Consider the following 23,573-nt stretch of genomic DNA (forward strand, 5'->3'; position numbering starts at 1 on the left):
CTGGATCAGCGGCAATTTTCAGCCAGCTTGAATTCCGGACTGTGACTAAAACCTGCGCGTCCCTTGGCGTGCTTCATAACAGCTTCCACTGCATGCGGCCACGCAAATGCGGCTTTTCTCCAGCAATGTCGCGCACCTCGATGTCGCGCTCAATCAGCGAAGGCGATGCGCTCCACAGCGTTGCTTCACCCGGCAGCAGCATCGGCAATTTGAATTCGGCACTCAAGGTAGCCTCATCGAGCGGTTTCGGCGGCTGCAGCGCGGCGGCGGCGCGCGCCAGCGTCCACATGCCATGCGCAATGGCGCGCGGAAAGCCGAACGCCTTCGCGGATAGCGCGGTTAGATGGATCGGGTTGTAATCGCCGGACACGCTCGCATAGTCACGGCCCAGTTGCGGTGCCAGTTGCCAGCGCGAAATGCGTTCGAGCGCATCGTGTCCGAGTTGCAGCGGATCGAGCGGACTGCCGCTCGCCGGCACGCCGCGTTTCAGATAGACGCTGTCGCCGTCCCACACCGCTTCGCCGCGGCGATACATGCGGGTATGCAGCACGAACGCCTGGCCCTTGTCGTGGCGCAGCAGCGCGCCGAATTCCACCTCGATCCGCAACATGTCCTTGTAAGCGAGCGGCCGGCGCAGCCGCACGTGATTCGCCAGATGCACGAGGCCGAGCGCCGGCCAGGGAAACGCCGGGTCGGTGAGCATCAGCAGATGCAGCGGGAAGGCCAGCAGATGCGGATACGTGAGCGGCACGCCGTGCTCGGGAATGAAGCCGCAGACCCGCGAATAACGCCAGATCGGCCCGGGGTCGAGCGCCACCGCAGGGCGCACGAGGCGCAACGCCGGCAGGTGGGTGTCGCGCCCGCGTTTGACGATGCCGGACAACGCGCGCGCATACAGCTTCGCCGGCGCGGGCAACGAGTCGATGACGACGGTCTTCGGACGGGCCACGCTCGCTGCGTGACCGCTCCGGAACGGATCACCCGGCTCATGCATGGTCACGCTCCAATCAGGCTTTGTCCGCACACGCGCACGATCTGGCCGCTCACGCCCGCTGATCCCGGATGCGCGAGCCACGCGATGGTCTGTGCAACATCCACCGGTTGACCGCCCTGGCTCATCGAATTCATGCGGCGGCCGGCTTCGCGGATGGTCAGCGGGATCTTCGCGGTCATCTGCGTTTCGATAAAGCCGGGCGCGACCGCGTTGATCGTGATGCCGCGCGCGCGCAGATGCGGCGCCATGCTTTGCACCCGGCCGATGACGCCGGCTTTTGACGTGGCGTAATTGGTCTGGCCGAGATTGCCGGCAATGCCGCTGATCGACGACACGCCGATGATGCGGCCACCGTCGCGCAGAATGCCCGCTGCGAGCAAGGCGTCGTCGATCCGCTCCTGCGCCGACAGGTTGATGTCGATTACGCTTTGCCATGCGGCGTCGGTCATCTTCGCGATGGTTTTGTCCTTCGTGATGCCGGCGTTGTGCACGACGATATCCACGCCCTGTTCGTCGAGCGCCGCGGCGATCTGCGCGGGCGCTTCCGGCGCGGCGATGTCGAAGGCGAGGGCGGTGCCATTCAGCTGGCGCATCGTCGAATCGAGGGCGTCGCGCGCCGAGGGGATGTCGATGCCGATCACATGCGCGCCTTCCGCGGCGAGCACGCTCGCGATCGATGCGCCGATGCCGCGCGCCGCGCCGGTGACCACGGCACGCCGGCCCGCGAGCGGTTGATTCCAGTCGAACGCGGGCAAGGCATCGGCGCCGGCGCGCGTGCCGATACGCACCACCTGGCCCGACACATAGGCTGAGCGCGGCGAGAGAAAGAATCGCAATGTCGCTTCGATGCCGTTCTCGGCGCCTTGCTCCACGTAGACGAGATTCGAGGTAATGCCGCGCCGCGCTTCTTTGCCGAGCGAACGCGTGAGGCCTTCCAGCGCGCGCTGTGCGGTCCATTGGCGCGGACTCGCGCAGGCTTCCGGCGGTCGGCCCAGCACGATGATGCGGCCGCATTTGCCGAGCGAGCGCAATGTGTCGTGGAAGAATCCGTGCAGCGGTTCGAGCTGGCTGCTGTCTTCGATACCGCTCGCATCGAACAGCAGGGCGGAGAGCTTGCCGTGCGAACCGGATTCCGCCGGTTCGAAACGGCCCGTCATCAGGCCATGGCGGTTCGCGAGCGGCACCCAGAGCCCCGCGCTTTCATGCGCCACGCTGGTCATGCCGACGCGCGTCACGAGATTCGCGAGCGCGTCGAGCAGACGCGGTTCCTGGCCCGCGCCGATCGCGATCAGCCCGTCGAACTCGGGCCGGTCGGCCCGATAGCGGTGCAGCACCTCGGGCTTCGGCAGGCCTAACGAGCGCGCGAGCCGCGCGCCGAACGGGGAATTGACGAAGTTCAGATAAGAGTCGTTCATATTATTCGTTGCTCCGCTGGCCACGCCCGAAGGAAGTCCTCTGGAGACGCCGGACGTGTGTCAGTGTGCACCCAGTTTGGGGCATCTGGGGATGCCCCGCCTGGATGTTTTTTTAAGGCGCTCAGGCCGCCAGCTCCAGCGCTTTTTCGAGTGCGTCCTTGCGCTTTTGCAGGTTGGCGAGCATGTCGAAGTCGGGCGGGAAGTCGTCGACCTTCACGACCTCCGCGCCATAGCGCGCGTAGTCGTCGAGCACGCGGCGATCGTCGGCGTCGATCAATCCTTTGCGTTGTGCCGCTTCGGTCCACGCGGCCAGTTGCGGCAGGCTCTGCGGCATCGGTTCGAGCAGACCTTGCTTGACTGCGTCGCGCAGTTTCTGGTCGATCTGCGTGAAGCGCGGGTTCAACTCGAACACGAGCTCGCCGTAGCCGAGCGCATCGACATCCGGATGCGGCACGTACGAATCGGACACGAGGCGGTTGCGCGCCGCACCCGGCGTTTGCATCAACTCCGCGATCTGGGTGCCGAGGCGATCGGACGGCTCGCGATGCGGCAGCCCGAACGGAAAAGCGAGCCCGCGCACGAGACCCGCGGCGAGCCGGTTCGGGTAGTTCGCGAGTACGCCGTCGAGCGCGTGTTGCGCCTTGTACAGCGAATCTTCGACACCCCAGCGCACCAGCGGCAGATCTTCTTCCTGACGGCCTTCGTCCTCGAAGCGTTTGAGCGTTGCCGAGATCAGGTAGAGCTGCGAGAGCACGTCGCCGAGACGCCCGGAGATACGCTCACGCCGTTTCAGATCGCCGCCGAGGACGAACATGGAGACGTCGGCGAGCAATGCGAAAGCCGTCGAGAGGCGCGTGGCCGCGCGATAGTACGGCAGCAGCGGCGCGTACGCCGTGCGCGGTTTGGCGATGAACGCGCCGCCCGTCACGCCGTAAACGAAACTGCGCACCACGTTGGAGAGCGTGAAGCTGATATGGCCAAAGAAGGCGGCATCGAAATCGCGCAGCGCCTTGCTGCGATCCGTTTCGCGCGTGGCGGCCATTTCCTTCAACACGTACGGATGGCAGCGAATCGCGCCCTGACCGAAGATGATCAGGCAACGTGTGAGAATGTTCGCGCCCTCCACGGTGATCGCGATCGGCACCTGCTGATAGGCGCGCGCGAGAAAGTTCGACGGCCCCATGCAGATACCCTTGCCGGCGGCGACGTCCATGCCGTCGTTGATGACCATGCGGGCGCGCTCGGTGATGTGATACTTCGCGATCGCCGAAATCACCGATGGTTTTTCACCGAGGTCCACCGCATGCGCGGACAGGCGGCGCGCGGCGTCCATCACGTAGAGATTGCCGCCCATGCGGCCGAGCGCTTCCTGCACGCCTTCGAACTTGCCGACGGCGGTGCGGAACTGGCGGCGAATTGCGGCATAGGCGCCGGTGCCGCGCACGGCGATCTTCGCCATTCCCACATTCGACGACGGCAGCGAAATCGCGCGGCCTGCCGCCAGACACTCCATCAGCATGCGCCAGCCGTTGCCGACTTGCGCACGGCCGCCGATCACCCAGTCGAGCGGAATGAAAACGTCTTTGCCCGAGTTCGGACCGTTCTGGAACACCGCGTTCAGCGGCCAGTGCCGGCGGCCGATGTTGACGCCCGGATGGTCGGTCGGAATCAGCGCGCAGGTGATGCCGGGCTCTTTCTCCAAGCCGAGCAGACGGTCGGGATCGAGCGCGCGGAACGCGAGGCCGAGCACGGTCGCGATCGGCCCGAGCGTGATGTAGCGCTTATCCCACGTGACGCGAAAACCCAGCGTCTCGCGGCCTTCGAAGATACCCTTGCAGACGATGCCCACGTCGGGAATTGCGGCGGCATCCGAGCCGGCGTAAGGGCTCGTCAACGCGAAGCAGGGGATGTCGTCGCCGCGCGCGAGGCGCGGCAAATAGTGGTTTTTCTGCTCTTCGGTGCCGTAGTGCATCAGCAATTCGGCCGGGCCGAGCGAGTTCGGCACCATCACCGAAACCGCGGCGGCCGAGCAGCGCGTGGAGAGCTTCATGATGACCTGCGAATGCGCGTAAGCGGAGAACTGCTTGCCGCCGTACTGCTTCGGAATGATCATGCCGAGAAAGCCGCGATCCTTGATGTACTGCCAGGTTTCCGGCGACAGGTCCTGCCACACCATGGTGGTTTCCCAGTCGTTCGCGAGATCGCATAGCTGCTCGCATTCGACGTCGAGAAACGATTGTTCCTCGGCGGTGAGCGTGGCCGGGCCATAGCCGAGCAACGTGTCCCAATGCGGGCGTCCGGAGAACAGTTGCGCGTCCCACCACACGGTGCCGGCTTCGATTGCGTCGCGCTCGGTCGGCGACATCTCCGGCAGGATCCTGCGGAAAATGTCGAGCACCGGTTTCGTGAGCCATGCACGCCGCAGGGGTTTGATCGTGAGGACGAGGGCGGGGAGGACGAAGACGATCGCGAGCAGCGTCGTCGCGACCGGACCCGCTGCTCCGCTAACATGCGCGGCGGCCACCCAGACGATCATGAAGGCAAGCCACCATGAGGTGCGCGCCTGAACGTAGACGAGCGCGAGAGCGGCTATGACGAGCACTAGGATGAACCACGGCATGACGTTTCCTCCTGTTTCGATGGTGCGTGCGAACGCATCCACGGGGCGCGGACGGCTCGCGTTCTGTTGGTCTTCTAACTGGCGGTGTTGCTGCTACGTCGCGCGTTCGGCGGTTTTCAGGCCGCCGTGGGCCGCGTCTCCGGCGAGGCGCCCTTGAGCGGTTTTCGAGTCGCGCCTGCTTCGCTTTTCATATCGTGTCTGCAGTTCGACAATGCGACGTCCTTTAGGTGCGGGAAGGTGCGGGACTTAGACGTATTGCTCGGGTACGCGATATTCATGATTATCTTGCGCGCGGACGGTTGGTGGCAGCACCGTCCGCGCCATTCGTTTCAAGCCGTGCCGTGCAACGCGGGCAGAAACGAACTCGCCTCCACGTTGCCGCCGCGGAGGTCGCCCTCCGAGACTGCGGGCGAGGACGGTTCCAATCCGCCCGACGCCTGTAGCGTGCCCGCAGCAGGGTTCGTGCCTTCTGTCTGGCCTTCCGGATTGCCATCGGTGGCGTCGCCCAGCACGGCGGCGAACGTGGCCAGTTGCGTGCCGTCGGGCAGGGGCGCTTTCAGCGCGGCCACCATCAGCGAAGCAAGACGCGCGATCAGTTGCAGATCATTCATCGACTTGCCCTGCGAGAACTCCGAAATCAGGCTGTCGGTATCGGTGCCGGCCAGCACCCCGGACAGCGCGCCGATTGCGAAGTGCAGACGCCAGCCGAGCTCTTCACGCGGCAGATGCGGCAGTGCACGCTGGAACGCATCGAAGAAACGGATCGCCACGGACTCGTAATGCGCATTCAGAAAGTCGCGAATGAACGACGACGGGTCGGTATAGGCGCGCCCCAGCAGGCGCAAAAACGCCTTGCCGCCGACGCGCGGATCGCGCGACAGCCGCAGCGCGGGAATGAACATGGCGCCGAGCACGTGCTCGCAGGTCAGGCGCTCGCCGAGCATGGCGTCGAAGCGGTCGAGCAGCTTGAGCCGTTCCTGGTTGAGCCGGTCGAGCCGGCGCGACAGCATCGAGTGAATCAGCGATTCCTTGCTGCCGAAGTGATAGTTGACTGCCGCGAGATTCACTTCGGCCCGCGAAGTAATCTGGCGCAGGGACATGGCCTCATAGCCGCATTCGATGAAAAGCGTTTCGGCGGCGTCGAGGATGCGGGACTTCGTGTCGCCGGCATGCCGGCCTGTTGTGCGAACTGCCATGTTGCGTCTCCCAGTTGCCGGGCATCCGGCCCGCAAACAAGCGATTCAAATGTTTATTTGAAACAGCCGTTTTTTTCAGGATAAAGAAGGACGAGGACTGCGATCAAGGGTTCTTTGTCGACTAACTCCTCTAGAAGACCTGACGAAGGTCCGTCTTTCCAAAGCGCGCGGGCGCGTCAAACCGCGCGAAAAAAAAGGCCGTTCCGATCGAAATCGGAACGGCCTCGTATTGCTTGCTACCTGTATTTGGCCTTGCGTCTGCTTTTTTGCCGCCAGCTTTGCGCGCATCCTGCTTTGCGTTTGGCTGGCGCCAGTATGGCTGCTTATGCGGCTTTCTGGCGGTTCGAGCCGCCTTTGCAGCTATTGTGCCCGATAACGCGCCGGCGAAATAGCTGTTTAGTTCGAACGCTTAAAGCTGTGCCGCGACCTGTTTGGCCGACTGCGTCATGTCGATGCCGCGGCGCTCGCGGCTGAACGGAATCAACGCGGCGATCACCACCGCGACGATGCCGATCACGATGGCCATGATCAAGGCGTAGTTGTTGCCGTGTGCTTCGGCGGCGCTCGCCTGCAGCGGGCCGTTCACCGACGCGATCAGATTGCCGAGTTGATACACGAGGCCCGGAAATGTCGCGCGGATTTCATCGGGCGAGATCTCGTTCAGGTGCACTGGAATCACGCCCCAAGCGCCCTGTACGGAGATCTGCATCAGAAAGGCGCCGACCGCGAGCAGCACGGGCGTCGTGGAGAAAGCCCACAGCGGCAACACCGGCAACGCGATCAAGGCGGCGATGAAGATCGCGCGCTTGCGGCCGATCTTCTCCGAGAACCAGCCGAAGAACAGACCACCGCAGATCGCGCCGATGTTCAGTGTGATCGTGATCAACGACACCGTATGCGCGTCGAACCCATGCTGCACGCGCAGGAAGGTCGGATACAGATCCTGCGAGCCGTGCGAGAAGAAGTTGAACGCGGTCATCAAGATGATCGCGTAGAGCGACAACCCGACGTTCTGCTTAAGCGTGGCAACGAGACCCGGACGCGTTTTCTTCTCGAGCGTCTTGAAGGCCGGCGACTCCGGCACATGCGCACGCACATACAGCACGAGCAGCGCCGGCAGCACACCGACGAAGAACATGCCGCGCCAGCCGATGTATTGATAGAAGACGCCGAACACGACCGAGGCGAGCAGGTAGCCGCTCGGGTAGCCGGCTTGCAGAAGACCCGAGACGATGCCGCGCGATTTCGGCGGCACGGTTTCCATTGTCAGTGCGCCGCCCACGCCCCATTCGCCGCCCATCGCGATACCGAACAGCGCGCGCAGCACGAGCAGGGTGGTCAGGTTAGGCGAAAAGCCGGACAGCAATTCCAGCAGCGAGAAGCACGCAATGTTGACCATCAACGTCGGGCGGCGGCCGTATTTGTCGGCAAGCCAGCCGAAAATCAACGCGCCGACCGGGCGCATCATCAGGGTCAGCATAATGCCGAAGGCAACCGCGGGGATTTTTGTATTGAATTCCGCCGCGATATCTTTCAATACGAACACCATTAGAAAGAAATCGAATGCGTCCAGGGTCCAGCCCAGATAGGCGGCGATCGTGACGTTTCTCTGTTCCCGTGTCCAGCTCATTGATTGTTCTCCTGAGTCTCCAATAACCCGTGTTTGACGACGGGCGGCTCTGCAGCCCCGTGCGGCCTGTGGTGTGGGCTCCGAGCGAGTGTACGCCGAGCGTTAAACGCTTGCATGGTTGAAGCCGCGTTTATCCGTATTAATCCCTGGAGCGAATTCCAGTGCGAATCTCAATGCATGGTTAATGTCGGCTAAATGTAATTATTGTATTAATTGCGTCTGATCCGTTGTTTGTTGTTTGTAATGTATTTTTTATGTTGGCGAAGCGGATAAACCGGTCAATCTGACTGTCGCATGTCGAGGGTCAGGTGTCTGTCTGTAGAGGCGGCACTCGTGGGATTCAGGTTGGCGACAGCGGATGCACGCGGGTATAACAGCGGCTCGCGGCATTCGCGCCGCGCATATAAGGAGACTGACGAATGACGATTCCGCATTTATGCCTGCTCATCGTGGTGGTGTTGCCGTTTCCGTGGATCATGCTGGCGAAGGTCAGCAAGCGCTATGACAATGGCGTGCCGCGTGCTTATCTCGCGAGCCTCGAAGGCTGGCGCGCGCGTGCTTACGCCGCACACCAGAACGCGTGGGAAGCGCTGGCGATGTTCACCGCTGCGATCGTCGTCGCGGGGCAGGCGGGCGGTTCGAACCCGTGGATCAACTGGCTGGCGATTACTTTTGTCGTTACGCGCGTGTTGCACGGCATCTTGTATGTGGCGAATCTGGCGCCGTTGCGCTCGTTGGTGTGGTTTGTCGGCGTCGCTTGCGTGGTGGCGATGTTTTTCGTATCGGTGAGCTGAGTAAGACGAAGCGTAGGGTGAGACCGATGGATGCAGGCCCGTCGGCGCCCTCGATCCGGATGGGTTCAAACTGGGCTCAAGCGCTCACGTTTCCGTGGAAGGAGGCGGGTGTGTTCAATATATGCGTATAGCGCATGAGTCTTAAAGAAAAATCAATTGGACGCATGTTGCGCTGCGGAATAGGATGACTGCTATCCCATTAATTTCGCCTCTGTCGACGCATCATGTCAGTCAAATCAATCACTTCGGAGTCGCGGCGCCGCGCGCGCCACCCACTTGCGGCACTGGCCGTCGTCACGTTGTTGACGGGTATCGGCGCCGGTCTCGGCGGCATGTTGCTCGCCTTGCTGCTGCATACCATTCAACACCTCGCCTACAGCTACAGCGTGACGCACGTGATCAGCAGCGAGAGTTTTCTGCAAGGCGTCACCCATGCCGCGCCTGAGCGCCGCGTATTAGTCCTGACGCTGTGCGGACTGGTGGCGGGACTCGGCTGGTGGTTGCTATATCGCTTCGGACGACCGCTTGTCAGCATTCGCCAGGCCGTCAAGTCCGACGATCCGCGTATGCCCGTGCTGAGCACCCTCGTGCATGCGTTGCTCCAGATTGTGACGGTAGCGCTGGGCTCGCCGCTCGGGCGCGAAGTCGCACCACGCGAGATCGGCTCGATGCTGGCCGGGTGGCTGTCGCACCGCGCGGGCTTATCGGTCGAACAGAGCCGGATCATGGTCGCATGCGGCGCCGGCGCGGGTCTGGCCGCCGTCTACAACGTGCCGCTTGGCGGCGCGGTGTTCGTGCTCGAAGTTCTGCTGGGAACGTTTGGCTGGAAAGCATGGGTGCCTGCCGTGATGACGTCCGCGGTGGCGGCGCTGGTCGCGCAATTCGGGTTGGGCAACGAGCATCAGTACTTGGTGCCGTCATTGACGGTGAGCCCATCGTTGGTGGTGTGGTCTGTGGTGTCCGGGCCGATTTTCGGCGCTGCGGCATGGGGCTTTACTGCGCTGACGAAACGCGCGCGTGCGGATGCACCCAGGGATTGGCGTTTGCCGGTGTTGTCGCTGTTGAACTTCGCGATCATCGGCGTGCTGGCGATGCATTTTCCGCAGTTGCCCGGCAATGGCAAAGGACCTGCGGGACTGGCGTTCGATGGCGGCTTGACGATGAGTCTCGCTGCGATGCTGCTGGTGCTGAAAGTGGTGATTGTCGCGAGTAGTTTGCGTGCGGGTGCTGAAGGTGGTCTGCTGACGCCGGGGCTCGCTAATGGCGCCTTGCTGGCGATCGTGCTCGGCGGGGCCTGGAGCGTGTTCTGGCCGGGGGCTTCGTCAGGCGCTTTCGCCGTGGTCGGCGCGACGGCGTTTCTGGCTGCTTCGATGCAGATGCCGATTACCGCGGTGGTTCTCGTCTTTGAATTTACTCGAGTGAGTCACGACTTTCTGATTCCGGTGTTGTTCGCCGTCGGGGGCGCCGCGTTGGGTTTCAGGCGTGCGCGAAGTGGGTGCCGGCGATGCAGTTTGGTTCCGGTTTGAATTGGGGTTGGGCGGGCAAAGCGCGATAGGCTTTCTTGCGTCTCCTGGCTCTGCAGGCCGCTATGAATCGCTTCACGCCAGCCTGCAAAGCCGCCGCGCCTTAGACGTCGTCAGCCCAAGGAAATACCGGAATGACCAGTGGCTGCTGTGCCGCATCATCAAACCGCCGCTGCCGCTGGTTGGCCAGCAGCTTGTCGAACTGCCGGTCGGCCTGGGCCTGCAACGCGGACATGTTAGTACCGGCCACCGTGAAGTCTTCCATCACGCAGCGTCCGGCGATGTAGCTGGCGCGGCAGTCGGTGCCGCGCCCGGCGAGAAACAGATTCTTGAGCGGATCAAAAATCGGGCCGAGGTGCGGTGCCTTCAGGTCGAATACCACGATGTCGGCTTGCGCGTCCGGCGCCAGCCGGCCCAGGTCATCGCGGCCCAAGGCTCGCGCTCCGCCCAGGGTCGCGGCATTGAACAGATCGGCCATGGTGACGCCCGTGGCACTCTTGCCCATCAGCCTCGCAAGGTACAGGCCTAGTTGCATGTTGTGCAGCAGGTCCGGCGGCCAGGTGTCGGTCCCCAGGCCCAGGTTGATGCCGGCCGCATGGTACTTGCCGAAGGAATCGAGCGCCTCGCCGTTGCGTGCGAATACCGCAGGGCAGTGCACGATGGTGGCGCCCGACGCCGTCAGCCGCTCCCAGTCCTCCGCACCCTGCACAGATACCGCCGGATGGCCGCTGAGGTAGATGCCGTGCGGCAGGATCGCACGAGGCGTCAGTAATCCCAGCGACTCCAGCCAGCCTAGCGGCGTGTGTTGCCGCAACTGCCTGACGGTCTCGAATTCATAAGCCGACTGACAGCAGTGCAGCCGTACCGGTGCGTCCAGTTCGGCACTGGCCGCCGCGGTGCGCGCCAGCAGTTCGGGCGTACAGGTTTCGATCCGGTCAGGCGCGAACATGCCGCGCACCAGGCCCCCTTGGGCGCCATCGAAGTCCCTGAAAAATCGCAGGGCATCGTCGAATCCCGCCAGTCCGCGGGCTTCGTCCCACCACTGGCCGAGCGAGCGATCGGCGCGGACATAGGTCGTGCCGCTCATGTAGCAGGGCCCGAGGTAGACCCGCAGGCCCAGTTCGCCCGCGAGGGCCGACACGCCGGCGAATTCGTCATAGCGTTCGGCCCACGCGCGGTAGTACATCGAGGTGATGGGCAATGCCGTGGTAATGCCGTTGCGGATGAGATGAGTGAACGCAAAGCGGTACTTAAACTGTTCTTCTTCCGGCGTGTAGGCATCCTTAGGACCGCGGCGGAGGTAGTCCGCGGACCATAGGCGGCCGTTGTCCAGCTTGCTGCCGTTGTCCACCGTCAGGACCCCGGAATCGATGTCGCCCAGCGCGTCCAGGTCGATCAGGCCAGGACTGATCACGGCCTGGCCGTAATCGACGGTGCGGTCCACGGGGCCGGGGAAGCCGCGTCCGACGAATTCGATGCGGTCGCCGGAAAAGACCACTTCGCCATCTCGCCACAACACATGAGACCGGCCGTCGAAACCGATGACGCAGGACGCCTTCAGCAAGGTTCGCATTGGATTGTTCTCCCGGTTAGGCGCCGACGAACACGTCGTCGCGCGCAACGATCCCGCCGTGGCTGATCACGATGCCATGTTCGATCAGCGGGTCGATGGTGAAAGGGGGCTGGGTACTGGACATGGCCGGAAATTTTCAGGGTGTATGAAACTGCACCGGGATACGACGCTCCTGCACCGCATGGCAGGCAACCTGCGAGCCGTCGGGTTGCGCGGCCAGTTCCGGCTTCTCGCTCTGGCAACGCCCGTTCGCGTGCGGGCAGCGCGGGTGAAAAGTGCAGCCGGACGGTGGGTTCAACGGGTTGGGGATTTCGCCGGTGATGGGCGGCACGTCGCGGCCGCGCGTGTCCAGCCGCGGCTGGGCCGCAAGCAGCAAGCGCGTGTATGGATGCTTGGATGCTTCGAACAGCAGACGTGTTGGTGCGATCTCGACGAGCCGGCCCAGGTACATCACACCGACGCCGTCCGACACGTAGTTGATGACCGAGAGGTTGTGGCTGATGAAAAGGCAGGTCAGGCCGAGTTGCGCCTGCAGGCGGCGCAGCAGGTTCAGGATCTGCGCCTGCACCGACACGTCGAGTGCGGAGGTGGGTTCGTCGCACACGAGGAAGGTCGGGTTGCCGGCCAAAGCTCGCGCGATCGACACGCGCTGGCGCTGTCCCCCTGAAAACTCATGCGGGAATTTCATGGTGTCGGCCGGCGCCAGCCCGACCTGTTGCAGCAGTTCGTGCACTCGCGGCATGACTTCGGCTTCCGGCAGCAGCTTCTGGAAGCGGATCGGTTCGGCAATCGCGGTGCCGATGCGATAGCGCGGGTTGAGCGACGCATACGGGTCCTGGAAGACCATCTGGATGCGGTGCCCATGCTGGTCCGCATCGGCGAAACGGAGGCTGCCCGAACTTGGCTTGTCCAGCCCGGCTACCAGCCGCGCCAGCGTGGACTTGCCGCAGCCCGATTCGCCGACCAGGCTGAAGGTTTCGCCGCGACGAATGGCGAAGCTCACGCCATCGACGGCTTTCACCGAATCGCCCGGGCCCAGCGCACCGCGCAGCAAGCCGCCGCTGACGGGGAAGTGGCGCGTGACGTCTTGTGCCGCGAAGCTGACCTCGGCTACGGCGATGGGTTGATACGGGGCGTTCATGCGGTTTCCTGTTCGACTGTTGCAACCCAGCAGGCGACCTGTCTGTGCCGGTACGTTTTCAGGCGGGGAATCTCGGCGCGGCATTGATCCGTGGCGCTGCTGCAGCGCGGATTGAAGGCACAGCCGGGCGGGCGCGCATTCAGCCGCGGCATGGCGCCATCGATCTGGGCCAGCGGGCCGGTTACGCGGTCGAGCGAGGGGATGGCGCCCATCAGGCCGCGTGTGTAAGGGTGCATTGGCGCGCGGATCACGTCCTCGACCGGGCCGATCTCGACGATGCGGCCGGCGTACATCACCGCCACGCGGTCCGCTGTTTCGGCGATCACGCCCATGTCGTGCGTGACCAGCAGCATGGATGTGCCGTTCTCGCGGCACAGTTTGCGCAGCAACTGCAGCACCTGGGCCTGGATGGACACGTCGAGAGCCGTGGTCGGCTCGTCGGCGACGACGAGGCGCGGCTCGGCGCACAGGCCCAGCGCGATCACGATGCGCTGCCGCATGCCACCCGAGAACTGGTGCGGGTACGCATTGAAACGGGCTTCTGGCGCGGGGATGCCGACCTCGCGCATCAGCGACAGTGCGCGCTGCACGGCATCTTCGCGTGACACCCGCAAGTGCGTGCGAATGGTTTCGACCAGCTGGTCGCCGATTCGCAGCAGCGGGTTCAGGCTCATCAACGGATCTTGAAAGACCGCACCGATCTGCTTGCCTCGCACGTGCCGCATATCGCGCTGCGGCAACTGGTCGATACGGCGATCGCCCAGGCGGATTTCGCCGCTGGCGACGCGGCCGGGCGGTTCTAGCAGGCCGAGGATGGCCATGCCGGTCAGCGATTTGCCGGCGCCCGACTCGCCGACAAAGCCGAGCGTTTCGCCGGCTGAGATGGAAAAGGAAACGTCGTCGAGTGCAAGCAGCGTACCGTGGCGTGTCGGGATCTCGACACGCAGGCCCTGGACGGTTAGCACGGGGGAGGCATTGGATGTCATGGCGTGCTCGCTCGGCTCACTTGAGTTTGGGGTTGAAGACATCACGCAGCCAGTCGCCGAGCAGGTTGATCGCCAGCGCCAGCAACACCAGGCACACACTCGGCATCACCGTGACCCACCATTCGCCCGAGAACAGCACTTCATTGCCGATGCGGATCAGCGTGCCCAGCGAGGGGGAAGTCGGCGGCACGCCGAGTCCCAGAAAGCTCAACGTCGCTTCGGTCAGGATGGCCATGCCCAGTGACAGCGTGGCAATCACCAGCACCGGACCCAGGACATTAGGCAGGACATGGCGAAACAGGATGCGTAGCGGTCCCATGCCGATCAGCCTCGCGGCATGGACATAGTCCTTGGATCTTTCCACCAGCGTGGCGCCGCGTACCGTACGCGCGTATTGCACCCAGGTGGAGATGCCGATGGCGAAGATCACGACCACGAGGGCCAGTTGCTCGTGCAGCGCGGGCGGCAGCAGCGCGCGTGACAGTCCGTCGATCAGAAGCGCCACCAGGATGGTCGGGAAGCTCAACTGGATGTCGGCCACCCGCATGATCAGGTTGTCGATGCGGCCGCCGGCGTAACCGCTGATGAGGCCGAGCGTCACGCCGATCACGAGCGAGAACAGCGTGGCACAAACGCTCACCACCAGCGAAATGCGCAGACCGTTCAGCAGTATCGACAGAAGGTCGCGGCCCTGGTCATCGGTGCCTAGAAAAAACTTCGTCTGACCGCCCTCGAGCCAGGCGGGCGGCAGACGCGCGTTGAGCAGGTCGAGCGCCGCTGGATCGAACGGGTTTTGCGGTGCAATCCAGGGGGCCAGCACGGCCACCAGCACGAACAGGAGGAGCATCACCGCCGAGATTACCGCCGTGGGTGTGCGCCTGAAGCTGTAGACGAAATCGCTGTCGGCGAAGCGGCGCCAGGCCGACGGCGCCTGCGTGCCCGCGGCGTTTTTCAAAGTCGTGGTATTCATGAGAGCCTCACTCGAGGATCGACCTGGAAATACAGCAGGTCGACGACGGCATTGATGATCACGAAGAGCAGTGCGATCAGCATCAGGTAGGCGGCGATGACCGGGATATCGCTGAAAGTGATCGCCTGAATAATCAGCAGTCCGATGCCTGGCCACTGGAAGACGGTCTCGGTGATGATCGAGAACGCGATCAGCGAACCGAGTTGCAGGCCGGCTACGGTGATTACCGGAATCAGTGTGTTCTTCAGCGCATGACGGAAGTGGATGGAGCGGTCTGCAATGCCGCGGGCGCGGGCAAACTTGATGTAATCCGTGCGCAGCACTTCCATCATCTCGGCGCGCACGAGGCGCATGAACAGCGTGAGCTGAAACAGCGCCAGCGTGATCGACGGCATGATCAGCGACTTCCAGCCGCTGATCGTCAGCAGTCCCGTGGTCCAGTGGCCGATGCGCACTACCTCGCCGCGGCCGAACGCGGGCAGCCAGTTGAGTTCTACCGAGAAGATCAGGATCAGAATGATGCCGGTCAGGAAAGACGGCATTGAGATCCCGACCAATGAAACCACTTGCATGATCTGTGCAAGCCAGGAATTGCGCCGGATGCCGGCATAGACGCCCATTGGGATGCCGATGCCCAATGCCAGAATGGCGGCGCAAACGCTGAGTTCCAGCGTGGCTGGGAGGCGCGTCAATAACAACTGTCCCACGGGCTCCAGATTGCGATAGGAGACGCCGAACTCACCACGCGCGGCCAGACTGAGATACTTGACGAAACGGACGACGAGCGGCTGGTCCAGTCCGAGCGACGCACGCAGCGCTGCTTTTTGCGCGATCGTGGCGGTGTCGCCCAGCAGGTTATTGACCGGGTCGCCAATGTAGTTGAAAAGCAGGAAAGAGATGAAGGACACGCCGATCATCACCAGCAAGGCGTTCCAGAGACGGATTGACAGGAAACGGAGCATCGAAGCTACCCTCGGCAAAACCCGGAACATTGGGGGGTGGGGCGCCGCACATCGTTCGACGATATGTCTACGCGCCCGGTAGTGGGGTTGGTTTGTCGGGCAATACCGGCCCCGCGTGGAGCCGGGCCGGTGCGCCGGCTTAAGGCACAGTGACCAGCCAGAGGCGCATCTGGTTGTCAGGCCCTTGCCGGAGTTCGACGCCCTTGCGGGAGGCCCAGGTGATGGGCTGCTGGTGCAGCGGGATGTAGGCGACATCGTTGCGCTCGATGGCGACGGCTTCGGCGATCAGTGCATTGCGCCTCGCGGGGTCGAGTTCGGAGGCGATCTTGGGCAACAGGGCGTCGAAAGCGGGATTGGAATAGCGGCCGGCGTTGAGGCCGCCTTGGGTAGCGGAGCGGGTGGCGACCGTGTCGAACAACTCGGCGTAGGCGTCAGCCATCGGCAAGCCGGCATGACCCATCAGGTAGAGCGACACATCCATGGTGTTCATGCGTACGAGCCATTTGGCGCCGGGCTCGAACTGCGGCGTGATCTTGATGCCCACGCGGGCCAGCATCGAGATGATTGCCAGGCAGATCTGCTCGTCATATACAAAGCGATTGTTCGGGCACTGCATGCCGACGGTGAAGCCGTCGGGGTAGCCGGCTTCGGCCAGCAGTTTCTTCGACGCCGCGACGTCAAAGGGCAGCAGCCGGGTGTTCAGGTTCTTCGGCGCGCCGTTCAACTGGGGCGAAAGGATCATGCCGGCTGGCCAGGACACGCCGCGCATCACCGAGCGCTTGATCGCTTCGACATCGATGGCCTGGTACATTGCCTTGCGCACGCGCAGGTCCTTGAACGGGTTCTTGCCCTTCACGTCGGAATAGAGCAACTGGTCGCGGAACTGGTCCATGCCGAGAAACATGGTGCGCAATTCGGGACCCTGGACCACGGTGAAGGAGCCTGAGTTGTTGATGCGCTGCACGTCCTGCAGCGGAACGTTGACGGTGGCATCCAGCGCGCCGGACAACAGCGCCGAGGTGCGGGTGGCGTCAGCCTGGATCGGCGTGAAAACGACCTCGGTCAGGTTGTGCTTCGGCTTGTCCCACCAATCAGGGTTGGCCACGAGTACGGTCTTGACGTCGACTTCGCGCGACTTGAGCATGAAGGGGCCGGTGCCGTCGGTGTTGCGGTTGGCGTAGTTTTCTTTGTTTTGCTGAAGGTCGCTGGCTTCCGTGGCGTGGTTCGCCTCGCTCCAGGACCTGCTCATGACAAGCAGGTTCAGCAACTCGTTGAGCAGCAGCGGGAAGGGCGCCCGGGTCTCGACATCCACGGTGTAGGCGTCGACCTTGCGAACATCTTTGACGTCGCCGAGATTCAGCCTGGCGATCGAACCAGGCGTCAGCATGCGCTTCCAGCTGAACACCACGTCGTCGGCCGTCATGGCTTCGCCGTTGTGGAACTTCACGTTATGGCGCAGCTTGAAACGCCACACCGTCGGAGATACCGTGCTCCAGGATTCGGCCAGGGCCGGCTCGATCTGGAGCTTGTCGTTGAAGCGAACCAGGCCTTCATAGATGTTATTCATGAAGGCGTTGGTAAACGTCTGGTTCGTCGAGTACGGATCCATGGACAGCGCGTCGGCCGACGCGGTCCAGGTGAAGGTTTTGGCCAGCAGGCCGGCGGAGCAGAAACTCAGGGACAGCGCGACGCCTAGCGCCATCAGTCGCTTTTTCATTGGGCACTCCTTCTACGAAAGAACAGGTCGGGAAACTAGTCAGTCCCGGCAATTGCAGCCCGTCAGGCTGCGGACGATGCGCGGCGCAACCCATACGCACCGCGCGCGATTTCGACGCCGGGGCGGGCAACGAAGGCGCCGCGGTTGGGGATGCGCCCGATCAGACGATGGTCGGCCGCGCGCTGCTGGCTCCGCGCTTTTCCGCTGATGTGGCTGGTGTCGTGGGCGCCTTCATCAGACGCTGTGTTGTGGTTGTCACAGGGTTCAACATTAGGATTACTCATCGTGTTCCTGATGGCCGTGTTCGCAATGCAACGCAAGATAGCACCGGATTGTTGACAATGACACTAGCGTAATTGCCTGGGTTACTAACAACGTGCTGAACGGTGTGTCTCTACGGACTCGTGGCAATTGGAGAATGTATTGGCCATGTGCCTTGTCGGAGTCAACGCATCGGTCCCCTGCATTGCCGCGCCGATATTGACGATCGGCCCGCCCGGCGCGTCTGGACTTCATGTCGCGGCGAGGGTTTTCTTCTGACGCCAACAGACTAGATCCATCCCGGCAAGTCCGGATGTTAAATATTTGAATGGTCGGCAGTTGTATTCTTAATGACCATGTCGGACACACCGTTACTGTGCTGGATTTTATGCAGCTAACCTGACCATACGGTCATGCTGGATATTCGCCCGGAGCCCCGCGCCGTTCAAGGCTCGTGCGGCCGAAGTCCTTATCGTCCCGGAGCCGGCTTGAGTGTCGAGCCTTGGCGATTCAGTCCTTTTGCGGGCCACGTTTTCGTTCCAGTGAACAGCGCTGCGGAACGAGTGGACTCATCGACACGCGACAACTGGTACTAACCGCGCTCAGATTGGCGCGCGCATATTGAATCATCGACGCATTCCAATACGAACCTCAAAGCGTTGCCCCAAGGACGGAGACATTAGTATTAAGGAGACGCAACATGGCCACAGCGGTTTTTCTCGGTTTCATTCTTCTTTCGCTGTACCTCGCCCTGCGCTCGAAGAAAGGGCATCGCAAGCAGGACGTCCACGATTTCTTTGTCGCCTCGGGCCAGTTCGGGACGTGCCTGGTGTTTTTTCTGACCGCCGGCGAGATCTACAGCATCGGCACAATGGTCGGCTTTCCGGGGGGCATTTATGCAAAGGGGCCGACGTATGGCGTCTGGTTTCTCGGGTATATCCTGCTGGCCTATCCCTTGGGCTATTTCATCGGCCCGAAAATCTGGACAGCCGGCAAGCGCTACAACGCGATCACGCTGCCCGACCTGTTTAAAGGCTATTACAGCAGCCGCTTGCTGGAACTGGTGGTCGCGGCATCCGCGATCCTTTTCCTGCTGCCCTGGGGCGAATTGCAATTCACCGGCCTCGTGGCGGCCTTCAAGGGCCTCGGCTGGAATTTTCCGCCCATCTGCCTGATCCTCATTGCGGCGCTATTGGCGTTTACCTATGTTGCGATTTCCGGGGTGCGATCTTCGGCCTACATTGCCATCCTCAAGGACATTCTGATGGTGGTGGCTATTGTGATTACCGGCGTGGCGGTCGTCCGGCAAGCAGGCGTCGCGCACGTGCTGCAGGTTGCGAGCCTGCACGTTGCCAATACCATGAACGCGCGGCAATTGACCTTCTCGATGAGCACCATCCTGTTCCAGTCGCTGGGTTTTTACATGCTGCCCGTCGGTGTGCAGTTTTTTTTCACGGCGAAGAGCGGCGACACGATCCGGCGCACACAGATGGTGATGCCGCTGTACATGTTGATGTATCCGTTTCTGGTGCTGGCTGCCTATTACGCACTGAGCCAGAACCTGCATCTGGCCTCACCCAACGAGGCGTTCTTCGCAGCCGCCACGCGGCTCCTGCCGGACTGGCTGCTCGGGCTGGTGGCCGCCGCTGCGTCGTTGTCGGGCCTCCTGGTGCTGGCTGGACTATGCCTCGCCATCGGCCCGATCGTGACGCGTAACCTGCTGCCGCACTTGCCCGAGAGCCGGCAAAAACACGCAGCCAAAATCGTGATCGCCGTCTATCTGCTGGTGTCGATTGTTATGACGCTTCTCACGCCGAATCTGATGCTGACGCTCGTGAACACCACGCTTTACGGCGTGACGCAGTTTTTCCCAGGTGTTCTGATCATTCTGTTGTCGCTCAGGGTTCGGGCGGTGGCCGTCGCACTCGGCATCCTGACGGGTCAGGTGCTGGCGATCGTTCTCTATACCACGCAAGTCGATCTGGGCGGTTTCAACCTGGGACTGCTCTGCCTGACAGCGAATGTGGCCGTGATGGTGCTGGTCAACGGTGCGGAGAAACTCGCCGGCGTGCACGCGCCACGGCACACACCGCACGGGCGAGTGTAGTGCGCTGCGCAGTTGCGCGGCGGTGACTTAGCGACTGCCAGGTCTCCCTGGTATCGGCCCGGTTCAGGGAGACCTCTTCGCAGACCGGGCCGGTCAGCGCCGCGGCGCGCCGAGCATCCGGGCAAGCGCACGCGCGAGGTCCTTGACGACCGGATCAGCCGTCGGCCGATGCAGGAGTGCGATGTCCATTGTCTCGATGGGCGGCATGCCGCTTTTCGGCGTCAATACGACGTGTTCTGTCGTGACGGCGCGCGCAGGAAGAAGACTGATGCCGAGGCCATCGGCAACGGCAGCCTGAATACCGCTCAGACTCGAACTGGTGAAACTGATCCGCCAGCGGCGTCCGAGTCCTTCAATCGTATTGATCATATCGTCGCGATATAACCCACGTGGCGGGAACGCGACGAGCGGAATGGGTTCGAGCTGGATCGACGGGTTCTTCGCGCTATCGATCCACCTCAATTGCTCGGGCCAGCACGCCACCGCTTCACGGCTGTTGCGCCGTTGCTTCACAAGGATCAGGTCGAGGTCGCCGTGATCGTAGCTATTGGCCAGATCGCGGCTCAATCCACTGGTGACTTCAAGCTTCACCTGTGGATGCTTGCGGTTGAACGTCGCAAGCGTATGTGTGGTGGGTCCGCCGACGAAATCTTCAGGTACGCCCAATCGGACCGTCAAACCCACCGTCGCCCCCGACAGTGCTTCGATCATTTCGTCATTGAGCGCCAGCATCCGGCGCGCGTATCCAAGCAATGTCTCGCCGGCGTCGGTTGGACGCACGTCGCGGCTTCCGCGATCGAGAAGCTTGTGTCCGGCCATCTCCTCCAGCCGCCGCACTTTCTGGCTGACGGTTGACTGGGTCGAATGGAGCCGCGCAGAAGCCGCAGTGAAGGTGCCGCAATCGGCGACCATGACAATCGCTTTCAGCAGATCCAGATCGAACAGCGGTCTACGGGTTTTTGCACTGTTTGTCATTGAACTATCTGGTGTTCGAATGGGCTGGCCGACTTGTACCACGCATGGGCCTGCCCGGCAATCTCACGCGCTCTGAACTCACTGCAAACCTACGCTTCGCTTACGTTCGTGAGCGTGCTCTGGGGAGACCGTAAGCGTACTTCGTCACTATTTGATTTACAACTGACGATCAGTTGAACATTTCATTTTTGAATGTGATGCGGTCTGGATAACATCCCGTGACTGACGAAGTGGTGTCTCAGTTCCACGCTTCGATGCCCGGGTCGAACCAGGTTCAAGCGAAGACGGGTGAGATGGCCATGTCGCAGTACGAAATAAATCCCCGATCACCACAGAAATAACCCGTTTCAAAGAGGAGAGAGATAAGTGATAAGACGAATGAACAGCAAGATTGGAATGGCGTTCGCAGGCCTAAGCATGGGCGTCGTGCTGGGCGGCACGGCTCATGCGCAATCCAGCGTCACGCTGTATGGCGTCGTCGATACCGGTGTGACCTACACGAACAACCAGCAAGGCCATTCGAACTGGGAGGCGACGAGCGGCAATGAATCGGCGCCGCGCTTTGGCCTGATGGGAACCGAAGATCTGGGTGGCGGACTGAAGACGATATTCCGGCTGGAAAACGGGTTCAACATCGACAACGGCAAGCTCGGGCAAGGCGGCCGGCTGTTCGGCCGTCAGGCGTACGTAGGCGTGAGCAGCGACAAGTTTGGTACGGTGACGTTCGGCCGTCAGTACAACCCCGTCCAGGATATCCTCGGCTACATGCAAGGCGGCGGCGTACTCACCGACTATTCTGTTCACCCGCACGACAACGACGACATCAACAACACGTTCCGTGTTAACAACTCGGCAAAGTATGTATCGCCGAGCTTCGCCGGCCTGCAGGCCAGCTTGCTGTACGCCTTTTCGAATTCGACCGGTTTCGCGTCGAACAACAGCTGGAGCGCCGGTCTCAACTATGCGAATGGTCCGTTCAGCCTGGGCGCTGCCTATACACGAATGAACAATCCCGCCAGCAGCGCAGTGGGCGCAGTTGCGTCCGACAATTATTACGGCAGCGAGTCGATGTTCGACACGCCGCTAGGCAGCGCGACGCGTCAGCAGATCTGGGGCGCGGGTGGCACCTACACACTGGGCTCAGCGCAGTTCGAACTGCTGTACACCGGCTCACGATTCGACGTGCCGGCTGCGTCGTCGCTGCGTTTCGATAACTATGAAGGCACCGTGGTCTATTACGTCACGCCGTTCGTGGTTCTTGCAGCTTCGCAGGTGTATACGCACGTGACGCAAGGGGAGCTGTCGGGGCACTTCAACCAGACGACCCTGGGCGCGAAGTATCTGCTGTCCAAGCGGACCGACCTCTACGTGAACGTGACCTATCAGAAGGCTTCGTCGAGCATCGGCCAGGCATGGATCGAAAGCGATACCGCGCCGTCGTCGACAGCGACGCAGGTCCTGTCGGTTGTCGGCATCCGCCATAAGTTCTGATTGAGCACTTACGTCACTCGCGCAAGATTCATGTGATGCGCTCCTCGCCGCGCCGCCGTTTGTTGGTATGTATTCCGGCGGCGCGCTAGTGGAGCATTTGCCAATGCTGTCAGGGATGCGATTCCTGCTGCGTTGGAACCTGATCTGGACGGCGGCCACGGCCGTCGTTTTCGCGTTCATCCTTTGTCTCGATACCCGCGACGAAGTGATGAACGCGGACAGCCAGGCAGGGGGGCGACCATGAACGCGGTGCTGATGGTTATCCTCCTGTTCGTAGCATTCGCGCTTGGGATTGGCGTGTTTGCCCGCCGCGGCAAGAGGAAGTACTGGTGTAGCGGGCCGCCTTTCGGCAAGTCCCGCACAAAGGCAGCAGCGGGTGCTGCTTGCCGGCCCCGCACGTGCAGGCGGACTGCCTCGTCGGCAATCCGCCCGTCTCTGCTAGTTATAAACGTCGAACGAGAAGTACTTGCGGGAAATCTGCTGGTACGTGCCGTCCTGAAGCAGGTCGGCCAGCGCTTTGTTGATCTGCTGACGCAGATCGTTGTCTTCCTTGCGCACACCGATGGCGGCGCCGACACCCAGCGTCTTCGGATCATGCAGCGCGGGGCCGGCGAACGCGTAGTCGCGGCCATTGGCTGTCTTCAGGAAACCCAGGTCGGCCTGCACCGATGATTGCAGCGCGGCATCCAGACGGCCGGAGAGCAGATCCTGATAGACCAGATCCTGGGTCTGATAGGCGCGGATGATGACGCCTTTCGGTTCCCAGTAGGCCCGGGTGTAGGTCTCCTGGGTCGAGCCTTGCTCCACGCCGACACTCTTGCCCTTCAGCGATTCGGGGGTCGGCAGGAGGTTTGAGCCGCGTTTGGCCACTAGCCGCGGAGGCACATTGTCGATCTTGTCGGTGAAAGCGATCTGCTCCGCACGTTTATCCGTGACACTCATCGACGAGAGAATGCCGTCGAATTTTCTCGCTTTCAGTGCCGGAATCATCCCGTCGAACGAGTTTTCGACCCAGACACATTTGACTTTCAGCCTTTCGCAGATCGCGTTGCCGAGATCGATGTCAAAACCCACCAGCTTGCCATCAGGCGCGAGAGATTCGAACGGTGCATAGCTGGGGTCAACGCCGAAGCGGATGGTCGTCAGGTCCTTCGCATACCCGGCACTGGCCGCAACGGCGAGTGCGACTGCAATTGCAAGTTTCTTCATGAAGTCTCC

Annotated in this window: 18 protein-coding genes; 4 read left to right on the plus strand and 14 right to left on the minus strand. The window is 62.1% G+C overall.

Annotated features, from left to right (window positions below; all coding sequences use genetic code 11):
- Positions 1 to 73 precede the first annotated feature (73 nt).
- The 5 genes from PQQ95_RS14935 to PQQ95_RS14955 all read right to left on the minus strand — a co-directional run bounded on the left by PQQ95_RS14935 (position 74) and on the right by PQQ95_RS14955 (position 7,855).
- Complete coding sequence (locus PQQ95_RS14935; RefSeq protein WP_408438154.1) at positions 74 to 994, minus strand: MaoC/PaaZ C-terminal domain-containing protein; 921 nt, start codon at positions 992 to 994, stop codon at positions 74 to 76.
- A 2-nt stretch (positions 995 to 996) separates the two neighbouring features.
- Positions 997 to 2,409 (minus strand): 3-oxoacyl-ACP reductase, encoded by a 1,413-nt coding sequence (locus PQQ95_RS14940; RefSeq protein ID WP_408438155.1) that lies wholly within the window; start codon positions 2,407 to 2,409, stop codon positions 997 to 999.
- A gap of 121 nt (positions 2,410 to 2,530) precedes the next feature.
- Positions 2,531 to 5,029 carry an acyl-CoA dehydrogenase gene (locus PQQ95_RS14945; protein ID WP_408438156.1) on the minus strand — a complete coding sequence of 833 codons (2,499 nt, stop codon included), beginning with the start codon at positions 5,027 to 5,029 and terminating at the stop codon, positions 2,531 to 2,533.
- A 329-nt stretch (positions 5,030 to 5,358) separates the two neighbouring features.
- Positions 5,359 to 6,225, minus strand: coding sequence for a TetR/AcrR family transcriptional regulator (locus PQQ95_RS14950; protein ID WP_408438157.1), 867 nt, complete (start codon positions 6,223 to 6,225; stop codon positions 5,359 to 5,361).
- Positions 6,226 to 6,634: 409 nt separating this feature from the next.
- Positions 6,635 to 7,855, minus strand: a complete 1,221-nt coding sequence (locus tag PQQ95_RS14955) for an MFS transporter (protein ID WP_408438158.1) — start codon at positions 7,853 to 7,855, stop codon at positions 6,635 to 6,637.
- A gap of 419 nt (positions 7,856 to 8,274) precedes the next feature.
- Between PQQ95_RS14955 and PQQ95_RS14960 the strand changes: the two genes are divergently transcribed.
- Positions 8,275 to 8,649, plus strand: a complete 375-nt coding sequence (locus PQQ95_RS14960; protein ID WP_408438159.1) for an MAPEG family protein — start codon at positions 8,275 to 8,277, stop codon at positions 8,647 to 8,649.
- Between the two features lie 224 nt (positions 8,650 to 8,873).
- Entirely contained in the window at positions 8,874 to 10,175 is a 1,302-nt protein-coding gene (locus tag PQQ95_RS14965) for a chloride channel protein (protein ID WP_408438160.1), read from the plus strand.
- Between the two features lie 100 nt (positions 10,176 to 10,275).
- Here PQQ95_RS14965 and PQQ95_RS14970 read toward each other — a convergent pair whose 3' ends face one another.
- The 7 genes from PQQ95_RS14970 to PQQ95_RS15000 form a co-directional block, all read right to left on the minus strand.
- Positions 10,276 to 11,745 (minus strand): amidohydrolase family protein, encoded by a 1,470-nt coding sequence (locus PQQ95_RS14970; RefSeq protein WP_408438161.1) that lies wholly within the window; start codon positions 11,743 to 11,745, stop codon positions 10,276 to 10,278.
- 136 nt (positions 11,746 to 11,881) lie between these two features.
- A complete protein-coding gene (locus tag PQQ95_RS14975; protein WP_408438162.1) occupies positions 11,882 to 12,886 on the minus strand; it encodes an ABC transporter ATP-binding protein in 1,005 nt (334 codons plus the stop codon).
- Complete coding sequence (locus PQQ95_RS14980; RefSeq protein WP_408438163.1) at positions 12,883 to 13,872, minus strand: ABC transporter ATP-binding protein; 990 nt, start codon at positions 13,870 to 13,872, stop codon at positions 12,883 to 12,885. Before PQQ95_RS14980 ends, PQQ95_RS14975 begins: the two co-directional genes overlap by 4 nt.
- A 16-nt stretch (positions 13,873 to 13,888) precedes the next feature.
- Positions 13,889 to 14,842, minus strand: a complete 954-nt coding sequence (locus PQQ95_RS14985; protein ID WP_408438164.1) for an ABC transporter permease — start codon at positions 14,840 to 14,842, stop codon at positions 13,889 to 13,891.
- Complete coding sequence (locus PQQ95_RS14990; RefSeq protein WP_408438165.1) at positions 14,839 to 15,804, minus strand: ABC transporter permease; 966 nt, start codon at positions 15,802 to 15,804, stop codon at positions 14,839 to 14,841. Before PQQ95_RS14990 ends, PQQ95_RS14985 begins: the two co-directional genes overlap by 4 nt.
- Positions 15,805 to 15,943: 139 nt before the next feature.
- Positions 15,944 to 17,521 (minus strand): ABC transporter substrate-binding protein, encoded by a 1,578-nt coding sequence (locus tag PQQ95_RS14995; RefSeq protein ID WP_408438166.1) that lies wholly within the window; start codon positions 17,519 to 17,521, stop codon positions 15,944 to 15,946.
- Positions 17,522 to 17,583: 62 nt separating this feature from the next.
- Entirely contained in the window at positions 17,584 to 17,805 is a 222-nt protein-coding gene (locus tag PQQ95_RS15000; RefSeq protein WP_408438167.1) for a hypothetical protein, read from the minus strand.
- Between the two features lie 677 nt (positions 17,806 to 18,482).
- Between PQQ95_RS15000 and PQQ95_RS15005 the strand changes: the two genes are divergently transcribed.
- The gene (locus PQQ95_RS15005; protein WP_408438168.1) at positions 18,483 to 19,889 is read left to right on the plus strand and encodes a sodium:solute symporter family protein; all 1,407 of its coding nucleotides are present in this window, start codon (positions 18,483 to 18,485) and stop codon (positions 19,887 to 19,889) included.
- A 93-nt stretch (positions 19,890 to 19,982) separates the two neighbouring features.
- Here the strand turns inward: PQQ95_RS15005 and PQQ95_RS15010 are convergent, their stop codons facing one another.
- A complete protein-coding gene (locus tag PQQ95_RS15010) occupies positions 19,983 to 20,864 on the minus strand; it encodes a LysR family transcriptional regulator (protein ID WP_408438169.1) in 882 nt (293 codons plus the stop codon).
- A 378-nt stretch (positions 20,865 to 21,242) separates the two neighbouring features.
- Here PQQ95_RS15010 and PQQ95_RS15015 point away from each other — a divergent pair, with 378 nt between their 5' ends.
- Positions 21,243 to 22,355, plus strand: a complete 1,113-nt coding sequence (locus PQQ95_RS15015; RefSeq protein WP_408438170.1) for a porin — start codon at positions 21,243 to 21,245, stop codon at positions 22,353 to 22,355.
- A 438-nt stretch (positions 22,356 to 22,793) separates the two neighbouring features.
- Here the strand turns inward: PQQ95_RS15015 and PQQ95_RS15020 are convergent, their stop codons facing one another.
- Positions 22,794 to 23,564 carry an ABC transporter substrate-binding protein gene (locus tag PQQ95_RS15020; RefSeq protein WP_408438171.1) on the minus strand — a complete coding sequence of 257 codons (771 nt, stop codon included), beginning with the start codon at positions 23,562 to 23,564 and terminating at the stop codon, positions 22,794 to 22,796.
- Positions 23,565 to 23,573 lie beyond the last annotated feature (9 nt).

This window comes from Paraburkholderia caffeinilytica (assembly GCF_046030355.1).
GTDB classification, from domain to species: Bacteria; Pseudomonadota; Gammaproteobacteria; order Burkholderiales; family Burkholderiaceae; genus Paraburkholderia; species Paraburkholderia caffeinilytica_B.

Bases quoted from the DNA above. Each gene is read 5' to 3' on its own strand.
- PQQ95_RS14985 (WP_408438164.1), bottom strand. From the start codon at position 14,842: ATGAATACCACGACTTTGAAAAACGCCGCGGGCACGCAGGCGCCGTCG.
- PQQ95_RS14955 (WP_408438158.1), bottom strand. From the start codon at position 7,855: ATGAGCTGGACACGGGAACAGAGAAACGTCACGATCGCCGCCTATCTG.
- PQQ95_RS14945 (WP_408438156.1), bottom strand. From the start codon at position 5,029: ATGCCGTGGTTCATCCTAGTGCTCGTCATAGCCGCTCTCGCGCTCGTC.
- PQQ95_RS14980 (WP_408438163.1), bottom strand. From the start codon at position 13,872: ATGACATCCAATGCCTCCCCCGTGCTAACCGTCCAGGGCCTGCGTGTC.
- PQQ95_RS15010 (WP_408438169.1), bottom strand. From the start codon at position 20,864: ATGACAAACAGTGCAAAAACCCGTAGACCGCTGTTCGATCTGGATCTG.
- PQQ95_RS14965 (WP_408438160.1), top strand. From the start codon at position 8,874: ATGTCAGTCAAATCAATCACTTCGGAGTCGCGGCGCCGCGCGCGCCAC.
- PQQ95_RS15015 (WP_408438170.1), top strand. From the start codon at position 21,243: ATGAACAGCAAGATTGGAATGGCGTTCGCAGGCCTAAGCATGGGCGTC.
- PQQ95_RS14990 (WP_408438165.1), bottom strand. From the start codon at position 15,804: ATGCTCCGTTTCCTGTCAATCCGTCTCTGGAACGCCTTGCTGGTGATG.
- PQQ95_RS14935 (WP_408438154.1), bottom strand. From the start codon at position 994: ATGCATGAGCCGGGTGATCCGTTCCGGAGCGGTCACGCAGCGAGCGTG.
- PQQ95_RS14950 (WP_408438157.1), bottom strand. From the start codon at position 6,225: ATGGCAGTTCGCACAACAGGCCGGCATGCCGGCGACACGAAGTCCCGC.
- PQQ95_RS14970 (WP_408438161.1), bottom strand. From the start codon at position 11,745: ATGCGAACCTTGCTGAAGGCGTCCTGCGTCATCGGTTTCGACGGCCGG.
- PQQ95_RS14940 (WP_408438155.1), bottom strand. From the start codon at position 2,409: ATGAACGACTCTTATCTGAACTTCGTCAATTCCCCGTTCGGCGCGCGG.
- PQQ95_RS14960 (WP_408438159.1), top strand. From the start codon at position 8,275: ATGACGATTCCGCATTTATGCCTGCTCATCGTGGTGGTGTTGCCGTTT.
- PQQ95_RS14975 (WP_408438162.1), bottom strand. From the start codon at position 12,886: ATGAACGCCCCGTATCAACCCATCGCCGTAGCCGAGGTCAGCTTCGCG.
- PQQ95_RS15005 (WP_408438168.1), top strand. From the start codon at position 18,483: ATGGCCACAGCGGTTTTTCTCGGTTTCATTCTTCTTTCGCTGTACCTC.
- PQQ95_RS15020 (WP_408438171.1), bottom strand. From the start codon at position 23,564: ATGAAGAAACTTGCAATTGCAGTCGCACTCGCCGTTGCGGCCAGTGCC.
- PQQ95_RS14995 (WP_408438166.1), bottom strand. From the start codon at position 17,521: ATGAAAAAGCGACTGATGGCGCTAGGCGTCGCGCTGTCCCTGAGTTTC.
- PQQ95_RS15000 (WP_408438167.1), bottom strand. From the start codon at position 17,805: ATGAGTAATCCTAATGTTGAACCCTGTGACAACCACAACACAGCGTCT.